Source organism: Olleya sp. KJ81-1 (genome assembly GCF_055808135.1).
Genome location: NZ_CM147854.1, coordinates 118,500 through 138,451, shown reverse-complemented (window position 1 = coordinate 138,451; position 19,952 = coordinate 118,500). Strand labels below are relative to the sequence as shown.

General features: G+C 32.1%; 15 protein-coding genes. All 15 read left to right on the top strand.

Annotated features, from left to right (window positions below; translation table 11 throughout):
* Position 1 precedes the first annotated feature (1 nt).
* The 15 genes from AC0L3M_RS00620 (at position 2) to AC0L3M_RS00550 (ending at position 19,950) form a co-directional block, all read left to right on the top strand.
* Positions 2-1,303 (top strand): MFS transporter, encoded by a 1,302-nt coding sequence (locus tag AC0L3M_RS00620; RefSeq protein ID WP_473431460.1) that lies wholly within the window; start codon positions 2-4, stop codon positions 1,301-1,303.
* A gap of 116 nt (positions 1,304-1,419) precedes the next feature.
* Complete coding sequence (locus tag AC0L3M_RS00615) at positions 1,420-2,367, top strand: tRNA dihydrouridine synthase (protein ID WP_473431459.1); 948 nt, start codon at positions 1,420-1,422, stop codon at positions 2,365-2,367.
* Between the two features lie 48 nt (positions 2,368-2,415).
* A complete protein-coding gene (locus AC0L3M_RS00610) occupies positions 2,416-3,747 on the top strand; it encodes a hypothetical protein (RefSeq protein ID WP_473431458.1) in 1,332 nt (443 codons plus the stop codon).
* Between the two features lie 5 nt (positions 3,748-3,752).
* The gene (locus AC0L3M_RS00605) at positions 3,753-4,391 is read left to right on the top strand and encodes an MOSC domain-containing protein (protein WP_473431457.1); all 639 of its coding nucleotides are present in this window, start codon (positions 3,753-3,755) and stop codon (positions 4,389-4,391) included.
* 66 nt (positions 4,392-4,457) lie between these two features.
* Entirely contained in the window at positions 4,458-6,758 is a 2,301-nt protein-coding gene (locus AC0L3M_RS00600; protein WP_473431456.1) for a B12-binding domain-containing radical SAM protein, read from the top strand.
* A gap of 51 nt (positions 6,759-6,809) precedes the next feature.
* Entirely contained in the window at positions 6,810-9,068 is a 2,259-nt protein-coding gene (locus tag AC0L3M_RS00595) for an FUSC family protein (RefSeq protein WP_473431455.1), read from the top strand.
* A gap of 215 nt (positions 9,069-9,283) precedes the next feature.
* Positions 9,284-9,652 carry a hypothetical protein gene (locus AC0L3M_RS00590; RefSeq protein WP_473431454.1) on the top strand — a complete coding sequence of 123 codons (369 nt, stop codon included), beginning with the start codon at positions 9,284-9,286 and terminating at the stop codon, positions 9,650-9,652.
* A gap of 137 nt (positions 9,653-9,789) precedes the next feature.
* Positions 9,790-10,452, top strand: coding sequence for a carboxypeptidase-like regulatory domain-containing protein (locus AC0L3M_RS00585; RefSeq protein ID WP_473431453.1), 663 nt, complete (start codon positions 9,790-9,792; stop codon positions 10,450-10,452).
* A gap of 11 nt (positions 10,453-10,463) precedes the next feature.
* Entirely contained in the window at positions 10,464-11,468 is a 1,005-nt protein-coding gene (locus AC0L3M_RS00580) for a transglutaminase domain-containing protein (protein ID WP_473431452.1), read from the top strand.
* Between the two features lie 78 nt (positions 11,469-11,546).
* A complete protein-coding gene (locus AC0L3M_RS00575) occupies positions 11,547-12,788 on the top strand; it encodes a DEAD/DEAH box helicase (protein WP_473431451.1) in 1,242 nt (413 codons plus the stop codon).
* A gap of 19 nt (positions 12,789-12,807) precedes the next feature.
* Positions 12,808-13,791 (top strand): peptidase associated/transthyretin-like domain-containing protein, encoded by a 984-nt coding sequence (locus AC0L3M_RS00570; RefSeq protein WP_473431450.1) that lies wholly within the window; start codon positions 12,808-12,810, stop codon positions 13,789-13,791.
* A gap of 135 nt (positions 13,792-13,926) precedes the next feature.
* Entirely contained in the window at positions 13,927-16,146 is a 2,220-nt protein-coding gene (locus AC0L3M_RS00565; RefSeq protein ID WP_292943778.1) for a RelA/SpoT family protein, read from the top strand.
* Between the two features lie 95 nt (positions 16,147-16,241).
* Positions 16,242-16,751: a Fur family transcriptional regulator gene (locus AC0L3M_RS00560; protein ID WP_473431449.1), complete on the top strand. Its 510-nt coding sequence runs from the start codon at positions 16,242-16,244 to the stop codon at positions 16,749-16,751.
* Positions 16,711-17,982, top strand: coding sequence for an adenylosuccinate synthase (locus tag AC0L3M_RS00555; RefSeq protein ID WP_145000435.1), 1,272 nt, complete (start codon positions 16,711-16,713; stop codon positions 17,980-17,982). The genes AC0L3M_RS00560 and AC0L3M_RS00555 overlap by 41 nt, the downstream gene beginning before the upstream one ends.
* Before the next feature lie 171 nt (positions 17,983-18,153).
* The gene (locus AC0L3M_RS00550) at positions 18,154-19,950 is read left to right on the top strand and encodes an OstA-like protein (protein WP_261375231.1); all 1,797 of its coding nucleotides are present in this window, start codon (positions 18,154-18,156) and stop codon (positions 19,948-19,950) included.
* Positions 19,951-19,952 lie beyond the last annotated feature (2 nt).

Genomic DNA, 19,952 nt, shown 5'->3' with positions numbered 1-19,952 from the left:
TTTGTCCATAACCGAAAAACTATATCGCTTTTTAAACAACGAAACGGAAGAACGTGTTTGTAAAGACATTACTGATCAAGCTTGTGAAGCTGTACCAAAAAACTATTTTTTACTGATTTTTAGTAGTGTGTTTACCAAATTAGGAGACACATTAAGCAATCCAAAAACGGTCTTAACATGGTTGATGAGTTATGTTAGTGCGCCTGTATATTTAATTAGTTTAATTGTACCTATTAGAGAATCAGGTTCTATGGTTCCGCAAGTATTTTTATCTAAATATATCAAAAAGCAACCTGTTAGAAAGTGGATTTGGGTTTTTGGTTCCTTTTTACAATTTTTAGCAATTGCATCTATTGGTTTTATAGCTTTAAATTTTGAAGGCACTACTGCTGGATGGCTAATTATTATAGCTGTCATAATATTTAGTTTGTCCCGAAGTATTTGCTCGTTATCGTCAAAAGATGTGACTGGAAAAACCATTCCTAAAACAAGACGCGGAAAACTTAAAGGTTACACTGTATCTGTTTCTGGAATCTTAGTACTTGCTGCTGGATTGTTTATTTTATATCAATCTAAAAGCGAACAAACCATTACCTTTTATAGCTATTTAATCTTTTTTGCTTCGGCAATGTGGTTAATTGCTGCTGTAATTTATTCTAGAATTAAGGAGTTTCCGGAAGATACTGATGCTTCGGACAACGACAAAACGTCTTTTATTTCAAAATTAAAACTATTAAAAAAAGATGCGCATTTTAGAGATTTTGTAATCGCACGATCGCTATTATTATGTTCTGCTTTAACAGCACCTTATTACATATTATTAGCGCAAAAATACATTGGAAAGGAAGTTTATTTGCTTGGATTGTTTATTATAGCCAAAGGAATCGCATCCATTGTAAGCTCGCCAACTTGGGGAAAACTAGCTGATAAATCCAGTAAAAATGTTATGGCAATTGCTGTATTAATTGCATCAGGTTTAGGGATTATCTTATTTTTTATAATTACCTATTTTGATACTGTTAGAAGTCTAGTTTGGTTATATCCTGTAGCTTTTTTTATTTTAGGAATTGCTCATGGAGGCGTCCGATTAGGTCGTAAAACTTACATCGTAGATATGGCTAAAGGCAACCAACGTACAGACTACGTTTCTGTTAGTAATACTGTTATTGGTATAATTTTATTATTTACTGGTGGTTTAAGTGCTTTAGTATCGTCAATATCTATTGAAGGTGTGGTTTTAATTTTATCTTTATTCGGAATTTTAGGTGCTTACAAAAGCTACAAACTACCTGATGTTGAGTAATTTTAACTAATTTTAAAGGGTAAAATTTAATTCTATTCTTAGGTTTTTTAAAACCGCTAAATTCTAATTAATTGAAGGTATATTTGCCTAATTAATATTACCTTTTTTACATTTAAATGTCAATTACATTACTCTCTTCTCCTTTACAAGGTTTTACGGATTTTAGATTCCGTAACGCGTTTCATCATTATTTTGGTGGTATCGATACGTTTTACGCACCTTATATTAGACTTAACGGAAAGCTAAAAATTAAGCAATCGTATCAATTAGATTTACAACCAGAAAATAACACGACTTTAAATGTGATTCCGCAGGTCATGACAAATGATGCTGACGAGTTTATGTTTGTCGTAAATTATGTCCAAAGTTTAGGTTATAAAGAGTTAAACTGGAATTTAGGCTGTCCTTATCCAATGGTTACTAAATCCGGAATGGGTTCTGGGTTAATTTGTAATCCAACAAAAATTGACGAGATTTTAAAACGTGCACATAACGAGAGCGACATAACGGTTTCCATGAAAATGAGAATGGGTTATGAACATGCTACCGAAATTTTAGACACCTTCCCTATCCTAGATAGTTATCCACTAAAAAATATTGCGATACATGCCAGAATTGGCAAGCAATTATACAAAGGACCAGTAGATTTGGAAGCGTTTGAGCGTTGTATTACTGGCACAAAACACAAGTTATATTACAATGGTGATATTACGTCTGTAGCGCGTTTTAAAGCTATGGAAGCACGCTTCCCTAGTATTGATCATTTTATGATTGGTCGTGGACTAATTGCAGATCCGTTTTTACCAAGCATGATTAAAAATAACACCACAACATATCCTAAAGACCGTTGGGAGATTTTTAGTCAGTTTCATGATACGATTTACCAACAGTACGACGCGTATCTTTCTGGACCAACACCAATAAAAATGAAAATGTTAGGCTTTTGGGAGTTTTTCTCGCAGTCGTTTTCTAATCCTCAAAAAACTTATAAAGCCATTAAAAAAGCTAGTAATCCTGTAAAATACAAACAAGCAGTTGCTACTATTTTAAATAACGAAAAGTAGTTTTTCAATATTTACTCTATATTTACAAAAACCAACCAGAGTAATACCATGCAAAATAATTATAGATCCAAAGCTTTTAAAGCTTGGCTAGACAAACTACAACAAGAAAGTTGGCAGTTAGAATTAATTATTTCTGGGTTTTCTATTTACGGATTATCACAAGCTTTTGAACCCTTAGAGTTATATTTTAATATTTCTCAAAACGAAAGCAACTCGTATTTAACCACAATCTTAATGATTGCGCTTATCTCTTGTTCCATTTTACTATTTACATTATTACTTCATGTTATACTAAGAGGCTTATGGATTGGTGCCTTAGGATTACGTTACGTCTCAGGAGATATAGACTATAAAAAATTAAATTACAGACCTAAATTTGACCGTTATTTACGTAAAAAAGTAGGTTCTTTTGATAAGTATATCGCAAAACTAGAGGATTATTGTAGTATCCTTTTTGCAGTGTCATTCCTGCTGATTTTTTATATACTATCCGTATTTATTGTTATTGGAAGTATTGTAGCAATTGCATTTCTGTTTCTGCATAATCACGAGAGTCACCACGTTTTGTTATTTACAATTGGCTTGATATTACTATTTTTTGTGCTTATAGGCATGCTGCTTACTTTTTTAGATTTTATCACACAAGGCTATCTTAAAAAAAACAAATGGTTGGCTAAAATTTACTTTCCGTTTTATTGGGTATTTAGCTATTTAACGTTGTCGTTTTTATATCGTCCATTAGTACATAATTTTTTGGATAATCGTTTTGGCAAACGACTAAGTTTCACTTTAATTCCCATTTATTTTGTTATAATGCTATTAGCTTCCTATAATTATAATCGTTCCAACTATTTTTCAGCAGTGGATGACTCCAATAGTTTTACTGCTAATGCCAGTAATTATGACGAAAACATCACAGAAAAAGGCGTATTTATTTCAGATGCTTCTATTCCTTCTAAAATAATAAACACCAACTATTTACCTGTATTTTTAGAATACCAAAATGACATTGAAGACGTTATTTTTGAGTACAACAAATCCCTTAAACCAGAACAGGATAAACGTGGCTTAAAATCGGATATTTTCACCTCTACCAATCAAATGATTGCAAAAAACAGTCGAGACCGTCTTAAAGCAGATTACATGCAAACGTTATCTAATATTTATAGTTTTAAAATAGACAGTTTGGACTATGATAATCCTGATTTTATTTATGCTAAACACAATAATAACCAACAAGGTTTTGAAACCGTTTTATCTTTAAAAAACATTACAGAAGGTAAACACGTGTTAACTATAAATAGACTGGTTAAAAAGGATAGTGCATTTATTAAAACAACACTTTTAAATATCCCTTTTTGGTATTTTAATAGTCATTAAAGTTTATGGAAATCACGTCTACCAACATAGCAAAACCAACAACCATTGTCTGGAATGGAAAAACACAAACCACAGGAATTTATAAAAACCCAACGTCTACAGGTATTTATCTAGAAAAAGAAGACGTTAAAGGCGATGAGGTCTCTGACCGCAAACATCATGGTGGCATATTTAAAGCCTGTTATTTATTTTCGGAAGACCATTATGCGTATTGGCAAAACTTATATCCAAATTTAGATTTTAATTTTGGGATTTTTGGCGAAAATCTAACCGTTAAAGGTCTAGACGAAACTAAAATAAATGTTGGTGATATTTATAAAATTGGCACTGCTTTAGTACAAGTCACGCAACCCAGAGAACCTTGTTTTAAATTAGGCATCCGTTTTGGTACGCAAACAATTCTTAAACAATTTATTAAGCATGCACGACCAGGAACTTACGTTCGTGTTTTGGAAGAAGGCTTGATAAAACCTAGAGATAAAATGATTTTGGTACAAGCTGCAACAGAGAGCTTAACTACAGCGCAATTATTCACCTTGCTTTTTGCGAAACAAAAAGACCAATCTCAATTAGCTTTAATTGTAAATAATGATGCGATTCCACTTAAAAAACGTCAAAAACTAGCTGCTTTTATAAAAAACTAATAGAACACAAAACCGATAAGCTACATTAACTTATCTTTGCTGCAATCTATTTTTAAAGCCATTTTTTTGAAAGATCTTTTACTAATAACGCCTCCTTTTACGCAATTAAACACGCCTTATCCTGCAACTGCCTATTTAAAAGGATTTTTAAATACGATAGGTGTTTCTGCCTTTCAGATGGATTTAGGGATTGAGGTGATTTTAGAATTATTCAGTAAAAAAACATTTGAAAAACTTTTTGATTTAGCAATAGAAAATGATTCTATTTCAACTGAAAACTGTCAACGTATTTACACGTTAAAAGCAGATTATTTACAGCCTTTAGATGCTATAATTTTGTTTCTTCAAGGTAAAAATCAAACCTTAGCAAGACAAATATGTACCACAAATTTTCTACCACAAGCGTCCAGATTTGAACAATTAGAAGATATGGATTGGGCTTTTGGCGAAATGGGAATGCAAGATAAAGCCAAGCATTTAGCTACCTTATATCTTGAGGATTTATCGGATTTTATTATAGAGTGTATCGATCCTAATTTTGGTTTTAGCAGATATGCTGAGCGTTTAGGACAAAGTGCCAATGCGTTTGACGAGCTATACGATAGCTTGCAAAATAAACCAACATTTATAGACAATCTAACGATAGCCATTTTAGAAGACAAACTAAAAACGGTACAACCAAAGTTAATTTGTTTTTCGGTTCCCTTTCCAGGGAATTTATACAGCGCGTTTAGATGCGCACAATTTATAAAAGCCAATTATCCTGAAATTAAAATAGCAATTGGTGGAGGTTTTCCTAATACCGAATTACGTCAAGTCACAGACACTCGTGTTTTTGACTTTTTTGACTTTATTACCTTAGATGATGGTGAGCTGCCAATTGAGTTATTGCACCAAAACGTATGTCAACCTCACAACAATAAAGGTATTTCCGAAACCAATATAGAAAACAAAGACCAAAATAGCAATAACACCAGTCATGCTGAGCGCAGTCGAAGTACTACAATACACGTTGGTCACAATAGTAAAGAAAAACAATACAAACGCACCTTCCTTTTAGAGGATGGAAAAGTTGTTTATAAAAACAACAGCACACGTCCAGATTACAAACAATTGCAAGTTGGCACGCCAGATTACTCAGATTTATTATTAGAAGATTACATTTCGGTTATTGAAATTGCTAATCCAATGCACAGTTTATGGAGTGATGGACGTTGGAACAAACTAACTATGGCTCATGGTTGTTATTGGGGAAAATGTACGTTTTGCGACATCTCTTTAGATTATATCAAGATTTACGAACCCATTGCTGCTGCACTTTTAGTAGACAGAATGGAACAGCTAATTGCACAAACAGGAGAAAACGGATTTCATTTTGTTGATGAAGCTGCTCCTCCTGCATTAATGAAAGCCTTAGCTTTAGAAATATTAAAGCGTCAATTAACCGTTACATGGTGGACCAACATCAGGTTTGAAAAAAACTTTACACAAGATTTATGTTACTTACTAAAAGCCTCAGGTTGTATTGCAGTCTCAGGAGGTTTAGAAGTGGCATCAGACAGACTATTAAAGCTAATTGATAAAGGTGTGACTGTGGAGCAAGTTGCGCAAGTCACGCGTAACTTTACACAAGCTAACATTATGGTCCACTCCTATTTAATGTATGGTTATCCTACACAAACAGTACAAGAAACTGTTGATAGTTTAGAGATGGTTAGACAACTATTTGAGTTAGGCATTATACAATCTGGATTTTGGCATCAATTTGCGTTAACAGCACATAGTCCTATTGGGTTAAATCCATCAGATTATGGTGTTACACCCAACTACAAGTCTATTACATTTGCAAATAATGATATTGATTTTACGGACAAAACTGGCATTGACCATAACCAATTTAGCTTCGGTTTAAAAAAGTCGTTATTTAATTTTATGCATGGTATTGGTTTTGACATGGACTTACAAGAGTGGTTTGATTTTGACATTCCGCAAAGTACAATTACACCTTATTACATTGAAGATTGCTTAAACACACCAGCTAGCTTAACAACTAAGCCAACTGCCAAAATAGTGTGGTTAGGTCATTTACCTTTAGTTAGAGAATACACAAAAACTAAAAAAGGATTTGTAAATGAATTGCTGGAACTAACGTTTCATGATAAAACGGATCGACTTCAAATTACAGTCAATAAGCCTGAAGGCGAATGGTTGCTAGATACGCTTGAAACCTTAAAACCAACCACAGGACAAGCGCTTTCATTTTCAGCATTAAAAAAAGATTTTGAGTCCCAATTTGAAGATTTTGAACTCTTTTGGTTTTCTAAACAAATGCAAAAATTAAAGGACTTTGGATTGCTTCAATTATAATTAACACAAGATTAATCTAGCCAATTCACATTAAAAACTACCTTTGCTTAAATGCAAAACAAGCTAAAGACACAGTTAAAAACAATCGAATTGTTCCTTAAAGGCTCAAGCTTTTACAGAGGCGTTGTGCTTACCATTGCTGCTGTGTTACCTTTAGTGATCTTTAGTGCTATAGACTTATTTGTCTATGCACCTTCCATAGCTGTTGGTGCTTTTTTAAATGCGCCAAGTGATGTTCCTGGTAGTTTAAGACGTAAAATTAATGGGATACTAATTAGTATAGTGCTAACGATGTTAGTGACGTTTATTATTTTTATTACTAAACCTGTTTTTGTCTTATTAATTCTTGCTATTGCAGTGTTAAGCTTTGCAATTAGTTTAATATCTGTCTATGGATTTAGAGCCTCTTTAATATCGTTTTCTGGACTATTATCTATTGTTTTAGCATTAGCTATTAGTAAACCAGATCCTGCAGCTATTTTTTTACATGTTGGCTTAATGGGTCTTGGAGGTTTATGGTATTTATTTGTGTCACTGTTTTCTAAATGGATTGCACCTAAAAAAGATGACGACCAATTACTATCAGACACCTTAGCTTTAACTGGTCAGTATTTAAAAATTAGAGGTAAACTTTTAACTAAATCCAATAAACGAGAAAAATATGCTAAAAAAGCACTTATCCTACAAACACAAATAAGTGAAAAGCATGAAACTTTAAGAGAACTACTACTGGAAGGCCGAAAACGTTCTGGACGCTCCTACTCTAATGAGAGACGCCTTTTAATTTTTATATCGCTTGTTGATATTTTTGAATTAGCATTAGCAAATACCTTAGATTATTCTAAAATAGATACGTTATTTGGTCTTCAAAAATCATACTTAACACCTTTTAAAGATTTAAATAAAGCACTAGGAAATCACCTAATTACTTTATCAGAACTTTTAATTAAAAAAGAAACACTTTCTGACTTTGATTCCATTTCTAAAATAACAGATAAAACCAATAGTGCTATTGAAGATTATGTAACAGAAATCACCTTACCAAAAGCTAGAGAAGGTGCAATAACACTAAGAAATCTTCAAGATTACCAAAAACAATTATTGCAAGAAGTTAAAGCAATTAGACGCGTTTTAAGTAAAGTTAAAGACAACACTAAAGCGTCTTTAAAAACACAGGATTCTAAACAGTTTTTAACCTCTCAAGATTATAGACTAAATATTTTATGGCAACATTTTAGCTTAAAATCACCTATGTTACGACATGCGTTTAGGGTGAGTTTAGCTATGGTATTTGGTTTTTTATTAGGAAGTCTTTTTGATTTAAAAAACGCCTATTGGATTGTATTAACCATTGTAGTTATTATGAGACCTAATTATGGTTTAACTAAAGAGCGCTCTAAAAACCGAATTATAGGGACTATTATTGGAGCAATTATAGCAACAACTGTTGTATTAATTACTCAAAATACCGTAGTATATATGGTATTGGCAGTCATATCTTTAACCTTTGCATTTTCGCTAATCCAACAAAGTTATAAAGCTGGAGCTGCATTTATTACACTTAATATTGTTTTTGTATATGCTTTAATTGATCCAAATGCATTTGATGTCATCCAATACAGAGTAATTGATACTGTGATTGGAGCAACCATTGCTGTTTTGGCTAATTACCTATTGTTTCCAAGTTGGGAATATAAAAATTTAGATGCAGTTATAGTTAATGCCATTACATCTAACAGTAATTATTTAAAGGCTACTAAACAGTTATACCATAATAAAGAAGCTAAAAACTTGGATTATAAAATTTCTAGAAAAGAAGCCTTTCTAGCTATGAGTAATCTAAATGCAGCCTTTCAAAGATTAACGCAAGATCCAAAATCTAAACAAAAAGAATCGGTTTTAATTTACGATATCGTTACTTTAAATCATACCATATTATCTGCTGTAGCGTCTATTGGTAGTTATATTTTAAATCATAAAACAACATCTGCTTCAGAAGAATTTGATACCATTATCGATGGTATTACAGACACTTTAAAACATGTAATTTTAAAATTAGAACAAGATAAAACCATTCCTTTTACAGAAGTAGATGATGTAAATAAAGCACATCAAACGTTACAAAACAAATATGCTAATCTTTCTGAAAAACGAGATATAGACATACAAGCAGGTCAGACTGAGATTGATACTAACACCTTATTAGATCTTCAAGAAGCACATTTAATAAGCAACCAATTACTATGGTTAAAATCGTTATCTGCTAATTTAATAAATGCAACGTCTAAATATAAATCTGTTTTTAATTAACTTGCTTAAGCAATTTAAAACTAAGCATTGAAAACGACTGTATCTGACCAAATACGTTTTATTAAACAAGCCTTTAAACCACACTTCGGGATTTTAGGTATTGGTTTTGCTATAATTTTATTTGGTGTTTTTTTGCTTTTATAGGCTTTAAAGTTGAAAATGGCTTAGGATTTATACTATTTGGAGGCCTTTTTATTGTGCTTAGCTTAGCCTTTATGCTATATACTTTACCTTCTAGTTTTATGTATTATTATGAGCAAGCCGAAATAAAAAAATACGGTAGCTATACGACTGCTAAAGTTATAAATAAGCGTGTGGATGATTATTCGCATAGTAACTCCACGTTTAATGGAGGATCAAAAAAAACTATTGAAACCTCCTTGTACGTTATCGCGTTTGAATTTACTTATAACAGTACCATTTATAATAGCGAATGTTTTTTTGAGCATAAATCCACTTTTGATGCTATTACAATGCACTCAACATTACCTATTAAGTTTTTAAAAACTAAACCTCAAAATGTTACTTTACGTCGCAAAAAGCTAGCTAATCAATTAGGTATTACTGCTAAAATGTGTCAATAATCAACCAACTACAATTTTGCTTCCTTTGTAAAAGACATGGTTTACTCACCCAAAAGGAGGATTAACTAAGTGTCGGTTTTATTACTTCTATGGTTACCATAGGTTTGTTATATAATAATGTATTAAACCTATATATCATGAAAAATCAAATAAATTTAAACATCACAACGCCTTGCAATCAAAATTATAATCAGTTTACGCCTACACCTAAAGGTGGTTTTTGTAACGCTTGCACAAAAGAGGTTATCGATTTTACTAAAATGACTACTGAAGACATCGGTCTTTACTTCAACTCTAAACAAACCACTAACGTCTGCGGAAGATTTAAAAACACACAATTAACAACACGTCCTGTTAAAGCTAAAAAAAGTAAACTTAGTTTTATAAGCGCCATTGGATTAGCTTGTTTAGCCCTATTCGCTTTAACAACTGCAAAAGCACAAGACAATCTATCTAGAGTCAAGACCTCTAAAATAAAAATTAATCAAAATCAAGCTAATATTACTGCAAAAGGAACTGTTTATGACAATGATGGTTTACCACTTCCAAGCGCAAACGTTGTTTTGCAAGGCACAATTGTAGGTGTTACAACAGATTTTGATGGACAGTTTATTTTTCCTCAAAAGTTAAAAGAAGGTGATATTTTAGTGTTTAGCTATGTTGGTTATGAGTCTAAAAAGATGGTTATTCAAAATCCAGACAGCATGTCAAACGTCCTTTTAAATGTAAGCTTAAGTAACGATTCTTATATTATGATGGGTAAAGTTGCTGTTAAATCGGTTTATTCGTCTAAAAAATAAAGTGTTTAAAAATGAAAAAAATAAGCCTACTTTTCTGTTTTTTGCTTTACACGATAGTAACAGCTCAAATTACCGATTTTGATGACATCAATTTTACCAGAGCTGATAATATTGCTAAACGACATAGCAACTTAGATTTAAAAAACCTTCCCTTACTTGCTCATAATTTGACTTTTAATTTACCTACTGAAGCAGAAAAATTTAGAGCAATATACACTTGGGTTTGCAGTAATATTAAAGGTGATTTAGTACAAGATAGTAAGGTTAGTAAAAACAGAAAAAAATTTAAAAACGATAGTATTGGCTATGTAAATTGGAATAATTCTTATAAAAATAAAGCCATAAAAAAACTATTAAAGCAAAATAAAACCATGTGTACAGGTTATGCCTATTTAATTAAAGAGTTGTGCTTTTTGGCTAATATAGAATGTAAAATAATTAATGGTTATGGACGTTCCACAACCACTAATGTAGATACCTTACAGTTAGTTAACCATTCTTGGAATGCAGTTAAGTTAAACGACAAATGGTATTTATGCGATGCTACTTGGTCTAGTGGTTATTTTATAAATGATGTCTTTATAAAAGACTATAATTTAGGCTACTTTTTAACTGAACCCATTCTATTTGCCAAAAACCATTATCCAATTAACAAAAAATGGTTACTGGATAGTACTTTAATATCAAATGATTATCAAGCATCTCCAATGGTTTATGGTAAAACGTTTACACATCAAATCACTCCTATTTACCCTTCAAATTTAAATACAACCATAAAAAGAAACGACGTTATAAATTTTAGCTTTAAAATTCCAGATGCCATTAATATCAAGGATGTCACATTAATAGAATATTCTGGTTTTAATGAAATTACTCGTGATTTAGAATACACAAAACAAGATAATGGTCAGATAACATTAGCTAGTGCATTTAAAAATGAAGGCATTTTTGATGTGCACTTAAAATTTAAAAATGATATTATCTCCTCCTACACTATTCAAGTCCTAGAAAAGTAAAGACTCACGGTTGTGTAAAAAAATATTAAGCCTTATTAAATGCTTGGAAAAAACTACCTTTGTAGCAAATCTTAATTCATGTCATTTAAAGACTTACAACTAAATAGACCTATTTTACGCGCAATTGCCGAAAAAGGATACGACAACCCAACGTTGGTACAAGAAAAAACAATTCCTGTAGTACTTAACAAAAAAGATGTTATTGTCTCTGCCCAAACTGGTACAGGAAAAACAGCTGCTTTTGCATTACCTATTTTACAGTTATTATTTGACAAACAAGACGCACCTAAAAAAGGAAGAAAAATTAAAGCATTAATTGTTAGTCCAACACGTGAACTAGCAATACAAATTGCTGAGAATTTTGAAGCCTATGCGACTTACACTACCTTAAAAAGCTCAGTAATATTTGGTGGAGCGTCTATCGATCCACAAAAAGAAATACTTCGTGATGGTGTTGATATTTTAATTGCAACGCCAGGACGTTTATTGGATTTACATAAGCAAGATGTTATTAATCTGGACTATGTCCAAACTTTGGTATTAGATGAAGCAGATTTAATGCTAGACATGGGTTTTATTGATGATGTCAAAAAAATTGAAAGGTTATGTCCTAAGACTAAACAAACCCTATTATTTTCGGCAACGATACCTTATAAAGTAGAACAATTAGCAAGTACAATATTAAACGAGCCACAACGTATAGAGGTTGCTCAAAACAGTTCGACATCTAAAAATGTCAATCAATTACTATATTTTGTTCCTAAAAAAGACAAAATAGAATTAGGTTTACATTTACTACGAAACACTATTAAGGGTAACATCATTATTTTTAGACGTACTAAATATGGTGTAGATAAACTAGAAAAAACGCTGCTTAAAAACGGTTATAAAGTGGACAGTATCCATGGTGACAAAAGTCAAACTGCAAGACAGGAAGCTTTAAATAAATTTAAGAAAAAAGAAGTCAATATATTAATTGCAACAGATGTTGCTGCGCGTGGTATTGATATTGATAATTTAGATGCAGTAGTCAATTTTGACCTTCCTAACGTCCCAGAAACTTATGTCCACAGAATTGGTCGTACTGCTCGTGCTGGACAAACTGGTATGGCATATTCACTTTGTAGTGCAGACGAGAAACCTTACCTACTAGAGATACAAAAACTGATTCATTTACAATTAGATGTTATAGATGAGCATCCTTATCCACTAGATCCAAAAGCAAAACCAATCATTCATAAATCTGCAAAAAAAGGGAGCAAACATAAAAAAGGACGTAAAAGTGAAGCGTCTAAAAAGAAGAAAAAACGTTGGTATTAATCATTATTAAATAGACTGTATGCACTCTAGATATTTCATTATTTTACTTTCATTACTATTTACAATTAATAGTTTTAGTCAAACTACAATTATTGATAGTATTACAAAAAATGGCGTCTCGTTTGCAACAGTTTCATTTGGAAATGGAAATGGAATATTTGCTGATGACGATGGTAAATTTTTCTTCACTAAAAAGCTATATTCAGATATCGATTCGCTTTTCGTTTCAGCATTAGGTTATAAAGATGTCAAACTTGCTTCAAAAACGCTAAAAGACACCCTTTATTTAACACCACAATCTGACATTTTAGACGAGGTTATCGTTACTGCTAAACCTTCAGGAAAACACAAAGAAGTTACATTAAAGCCAACAGCACATGACGACTATTATAAATGTTGGTTACCTACTATTGAAAGTGAAATTGCTGTATTTTTCCCTAACACAGACAACAAGCCAAAGCATGTCACTAAAGTGTTAATTCCTATTAAAACCGAAGCTAAAGATTGGGACAAAAGAGGTAAAAGTAATAAAGCAAAACGTCCTTTTTCAACGTTATTTAGAGTACAGTTTTACGAGAACAATAATGGACAACCTGGAGATGTTTTAACCTACGAAAAAGTAATATTTATTGCTACGCAAGACACCAAACCTGTTTTTGAATTTGATGTGTCTGGATTTGATGTTTTTATTCCTAAAGATGGTATTTACATTTCTATACAAGTTTTAGGCTTTACAGACAAAAACGGAAAATTACTTCCAAATAAAAAATATCAAGAAGTTAAAACTAGACGTGGTATTGTAAAAGTATCGACAACGTTTAGACCATTATTACCTTTTACAGACCAAATTTCTGAAAAAACTACCTTTGTAAAACGTGTTTTTCAAAACAATGGACAATGGGTTCTTTTTGATAAAAAAAACATCGATAACTCAAATCTTTTAAACGCTGGTTTAAACAATTATGGTATGGGTTTAAAAATGGAAGTTTATAAAGAACAATAGCCTTTTTACTGCAATATTTTCATCTTACAAAAAGCTTATTCAGTTTTAATCAAAATTAGACTAATGTGTGTTGTCTATTCATAATTTTGTAGTATTTTTAGTATTCATTCTATTTTAAATGAAGGAGAGCAATCTATGACAGAAATCGATATTGAAAAAGAAAATGCAGACATTGCAAAAGCCTATAAGCAACTTTTAAAAGTTAGCTATCGCACATTGTCTACAGAGGACAAAAAACTAATCCGAAAAGCATTTGATGTCGCTGTTGAAGCACATCGTCCACAACGCAGAAAAAGCGGAGAAGCCTACATCTTCCATCCTATTGCTGTTGCCAAAATTGTTGCCCAACAAATTGGTCTAGATGCCACATCTATTGCTGCTGCATTACTGCATGATGTAGTTGAGGATAACGAAAACTACAGTGTTAAAGATATTGAAGATTTATTTGGATCTACAGTAGCCAAAATTGTAGATGGTTTGACAAAAATTTCGTCTTTAAGCAAAGAAAAAGACATGGACGTGTCTTTACAAGCCGAAAATTTTAGAAAAATGCTACTGACTTTAAATGACGACGTTAGAGTTATCATTATAAAAATAGCAGACCGTTTGCACAACATGCAAACCATGGACAGTATGCGTCCTGATAAACAAGAAAAAATAGCATCCGAAACCTTGTACATTTATGCTCCTTTAGCGCATAGAATTGGATTATATAATATTAAAACAGAATTAGAAGACTTAGGATTAAAATACACAGCACCTGACACTTACAACAAAATTCTTAATAAAATTAAAGAAAGTAAGGAAGAACAAGATGCTTATATAACCGAATTTAATGATGTTATAAAAAAATCCTTAGACAAAGAAGGCTTAAACTACACTATAAAAGGACGACCTAAATCCATATTTTCCATTAAACGCAAAATGGACAAACAAGGCGTTACATTTGATGAGGTTTACGACAAATTTGCTGTCCGAATTATATACAAAAGTGATCGTGAAAACGAAAAATTTCTAGCCTGGAAAATTTACTCCATTGTAACCGACCATTTTAGACCTAATCCAACCCGATTACGTGATTGGATATCCTCTCCAAAATCTACTGGTTATGAAGCCTTACACATTACTGTAATGGGACCAAAAGGACGATGGGTAGAAGTACAAGTACGCAGTGAGCGTATGAATGAAATAGCCGAAAAAGGTTATGCTGCACACTATAAATATAAAAATGCCGAAGACAAAGAGGATAATTTAGACATGTGGATTAATCGTTTGCAGGAAGCCTTAGAAAATGCCTCTACCAATGCAGTCGATTTTGTAGAGCAGTTTAAACTTAACCTGTATTCTAAAGAAATTTTTGTTTTTACACCCAAAGGAGAATTAAAATCTTTACCAAAAGGCGCAACACCTTTAGACTTTGCGTTTAGTATCCATACAGAAGTTGGCAAAAAAACTAGAGGCGCCAAAGTAAACGGAAAATTAGTGCCTTTAAGTCACGAATTAAGTAGTGGTGATCAAGTAGATATTATCACTTCAGAAAACGCAAAACCTAATCCTAACTGGCTAGATTACGCTACCACTGCAAGAGCTAGAGGTAAAATTAAATCGCTATTAAAAGAAGACACTAAAATAATAGCAGAAGAAGGAAAAGAAATTTTAAGACGAAAACTAAAACAACTTAAAATTACGCTTAATGAAAAATCGGTTAACGAAATGGTTAGCTATTTTCATTTAAAAACTAGTTTAGACTTATTTTATCGTGTCGGTACAGGTAATATTGACAACACGATGCTTAAAGAGTATGCAGCTTCGCGTAGTAATGCTTTAGTAAGTTTCTTTAAAAATAAAATTACCAGAAAACAAACTATATCTCCAGAAGAAGTTAATAAAGATGAGATTACTAATAAATATGACCTATTAGTCTTTGGTAAAGAAGAAGAAAAACTAGATTACAAATTAGCTAATTGTTGTAATCCAATTCCTGGAGACGCAGTATTTGGCTTTATTACCATAAACGATGGTATTAAAGTGCATAAAAAAAATTGTCCAAATGCGATAAGTTTACAATCTAATTATGCCTATCGTATCATTCAGGCAAGATGGATAGACTCGTCACAACAAGAGTTTGCAGCACAGATTATTTTATCTGGAATAGACAATTTAGGACTGGTTAATCACATTACTAAAGTCATCTCATCCAACATGCACGTCAACATGAATAGTATTAGTTTTCAGAGTGATGACGGTATCTTTAAAGGAAAAATAAATGTTATTGTACGTAACAAATCCATGCTTAAAAAGTTAATGGATAATCTTAAAAAACTTAACGGTATAGACAAGGTAACTCGGGTTTAAATTAATGTTGTTAATAACTGTCTAATAACACTTAAAGTAAAGTCTAAGTTTTATGATTGCAACCTCAAAAAAAGATGTAAATTTGCTTGGTATTTATGAGCGCAAAAACAGATATAAAAAATCAAGAGATTGTAAAAAACGTATTCACTTCTTTTTTAGAAGCGAATGGTCATAGAAAAACACCAGAACGTTACGCTATACTTCAAGAAATCTATTCTAACGATGAACATTTTGATATAGAATCCCTATATCTAAACATGAAAAACAAGAAGTATCGTGTAAGTCGTGCTACGTTGTACAATACTATCGAGCTGCTTCTAGATTGCGGCTTAGTTAGAAAACACCAGTTTGGTAAAAATCAAGCACATTACGAAAAATCTTATTTTGATAAACAACATGACCATGTTATTCTTCAAGATACAGGAGAAGTTATAGAATTTTGCGATCCAAGAATTCAGGCAATTAAAAAAACAATTGAAGAAGTCTTTGATATCGAAATCTCTAAGCACTCACTATATTTTTACGGAAATCGAAAAAAAATAATAACAACACAACTAATTAAAAATGGCAGTAGATTTACTACTTGGTTTACAATGGGGAGATGAAGGCAAAGGAAAAATTGTCGACGTTTTAACTTCAAATTACAATATCATAGCACGTTTTCAAGGTGGTCCAAATGCAGGACATACTTTGAAATTTGACGGAATAAAACACGTATTACGTACTATACCTTCAGGAATTTTTCATAAAGATGCTATGAATGTTATTGGAAATGGTGTAGTAGTTGATCCAGTTGTTTTTATTAAAGAATTAGAAGGTTTAGACCAATTTGATGTTGATTATAAAGCCAAACTAATTGTATCTAGAAAAGCACACTTAATTTTACCGACGCATCGTTTATTAGATGCAGCTAGCGAAGCCTCTAAAGGTAAAGCCAAAATTGGTTCTACTTTAAAAGGTATTGGTCCAACATACATGGATAAAACTGGTAGAAACGGTATTAGAGTTGGTGATCTAGAACTAGATAGCTGGAAAGAAAAATACAGAGCTTTAGCTAATAAGCATGAAGCTATGATTGCATTTTATAATGTAGACGTACAATACGATCTAGAAGAAATGGAAGTTGAATTTTTTGAGTCTATTGAAAAACTTAAAGAATTACAATTTATAGATAGCGAAGCCTATTTACACCAATCACTAAAAGATGGTAAAACTATTTTAGCAGAAGGTGCTCAAGGGTCGCTTTTAGATATCGATTTTGGTACCTATCCATTTGTAACTTCAAGTAATACAACTGCAGCAGGAGCTTGTACTGGTTTAGGTATTGCACCAAACCAAATTAAAGAAGTCTTTGGTATTTTTAAAGCCTATACAACACGTGTAGGTTCTGGACCTTTTCCAACAGAGTTATTTGATAAAGATGGAGAAGAAATGGCTAGAGTTGGCCAAGAGTTTGGAGCAGTAACAGGTCGTGCTAGACGTTGTGGATGGTTAGACTTAGTAGCTTTAAAATACACTTGTCGCGTTAATGGTGTTACACAATTAATGATGATGAAAAGTGATGTTTTATCTGGTTTTGAAACTTTAAAGGTAGCAACTGCTTATAAATATAAAGGAGAAACAATTAAACATTTACCGTTTAACATAGAACCTGAAAATGTAGAACCTATATATACCGAGTTTAAAGGTTGGAGCGAAGACTTAACAGAAATGAGTGAAGCTTCTCAATTACCAAAAGCACTAAATGATTATATCGCATTTTTAGAAGAAGAATTAGAAATTCCTATTAAAATAGTATCTGTTGGACCAGACAGAAAACAGACTATTTTTATGTAATTAAAAAATAAATTAAAATTACCAACCTGCTATTCAATTTAATAGCAGGTTTTTTCATCTTAAATAATTCCTAATAGATAATACTAAGTCTATTAAATCGTTATTTTTGTGCCAAACAATAACATCTTGAAAATTAATAAACACATATATTTTTTATTCTTAATGCTGACTATGCAATTAGGAATAGCACAGCAAAAAACCATCGAGATTAAAGACTCTGGTGCATTTGGTGATATTGACGAAGAAAACTTTCCAGGAGCAAGTATCCTAACCAGAAGTGATCAAGGTCAAGTCCATATTTACCATGATGGTATTGATATGTTTTGCGACAAAGCCATATTTTATGGTAAAGAAGATTTTGTTGAAGCCTACGGAAATGTTAACATGAAGCAAGGTGACACCATAAACTTAACGTCAAAATACGTGGAGTATTCTGGTAAAACACAATTAGCATTTGCAAGTGGTGATGTGGTATTGACAGATCCTCAATCTACCATAACATCTGATACGCTATACTTTAACAGAGCAAAACAAGAATCTTATTATAAATCTGGAGGTAAAGTTGTAAGGGACTCATCTGGGACAATTACAAGTCGTATTGGTCGTTATTATATGAATGACAAAAAATACCGTTTTGTAGATAGTGTCAAACTTGTCAATCCAGATTACGAGCTTAACACAAAAACCCTGGATTACTATTCTGATAATGGTCATGCCTACATGTATGGTCCTTCAACAATAGTAGGTGATAGTAGCAAAATTTACAGCGAACGTGGTTTTTACGACACCACAAACGACACTGGCTATTTTGTCCGAAACTCAAGAATAGACTACGATAATCGTGTTATTGTTGGTGACAGTTTACATTTTGACAGAAGACTAAATTTTGCCTCAGCAACTAATAATATAACCGTTACAGACACTATTAATAGTAGTATCATTAAAGGACATTATGCAGAAGTCTATCGTGCTAAAGACTCTGTGTTTATTACCAAACGCGCTTTAGCAATTACTATCCAAGAAAAAGATAGTATATACATGCATGCAGACACGTTGATGGTTACAGGTAAACCAGAACATCGTATTACTAGAGGCTATTACAATGGTAAGGTATATAAATCAGATATTAGTGCCAAAGCAGATTCGATTCATGCAGACCATAAAACAGGACTAACACAGTTAATCAATTTAAAACGATTAAATAAAGGCGATGCATTTTCGGCTGCAAGAAAACCAATACTCTGGAATCTGGACAATCAAATGACAGGTGATACGATTCATTTAAAATCAAATCCTAAAACCGAAAAATTAGATTCACTCATCGTTTTTTATAATGCTTTTTTAATTAGTAAGGACACGATTAGTAAAGACTCATACAATCAAATTTCTGGTAAACGTTTAATAGGAATGTTTGATGATGATAATCAAATCAAACAAGTAGATATACTTAAAAATGCAGAATCTATTAACTTTAGTAGAAATGATAAGCAAGAGTTAATTGGAATAGAAAAATCAAAATCTGCAGATATTATTATCTATTTTGAAGAAAAAGAAGTTGTTGAGCTTAGAAAACTTTTACAATTTGAAGGTAAGCTTTACACAGAAGAAGATTTACCACTAAACGCTAGAAAATTAAGAGGGTTTGATTGGCGTGATGATGAACGTCCAAAATCTGTTGAAGACTTATTTAAAGACGATCCACCATTTACATTACCTGTAATTAAAGGACTAGAACCTTATCAAGAAGGTGAAGAGTTTTTTGGAGAGGCTTTAATTGGACGTGTTAAAAAAGCAGACGACGAAGCTGAAAAGAAGAATTTAAACAAAAAAGACGAAGCTCCTAAAGCCTCAAGGAATGTTCCTAAAAAATTTCTAAATACAAATACTAATACTCCTGCTTTACAAAAAGCAACTTCAAAAAAACAAACAGTTAATCAAAAAGTACAATCTAAGACTGATCAGGATTAGGA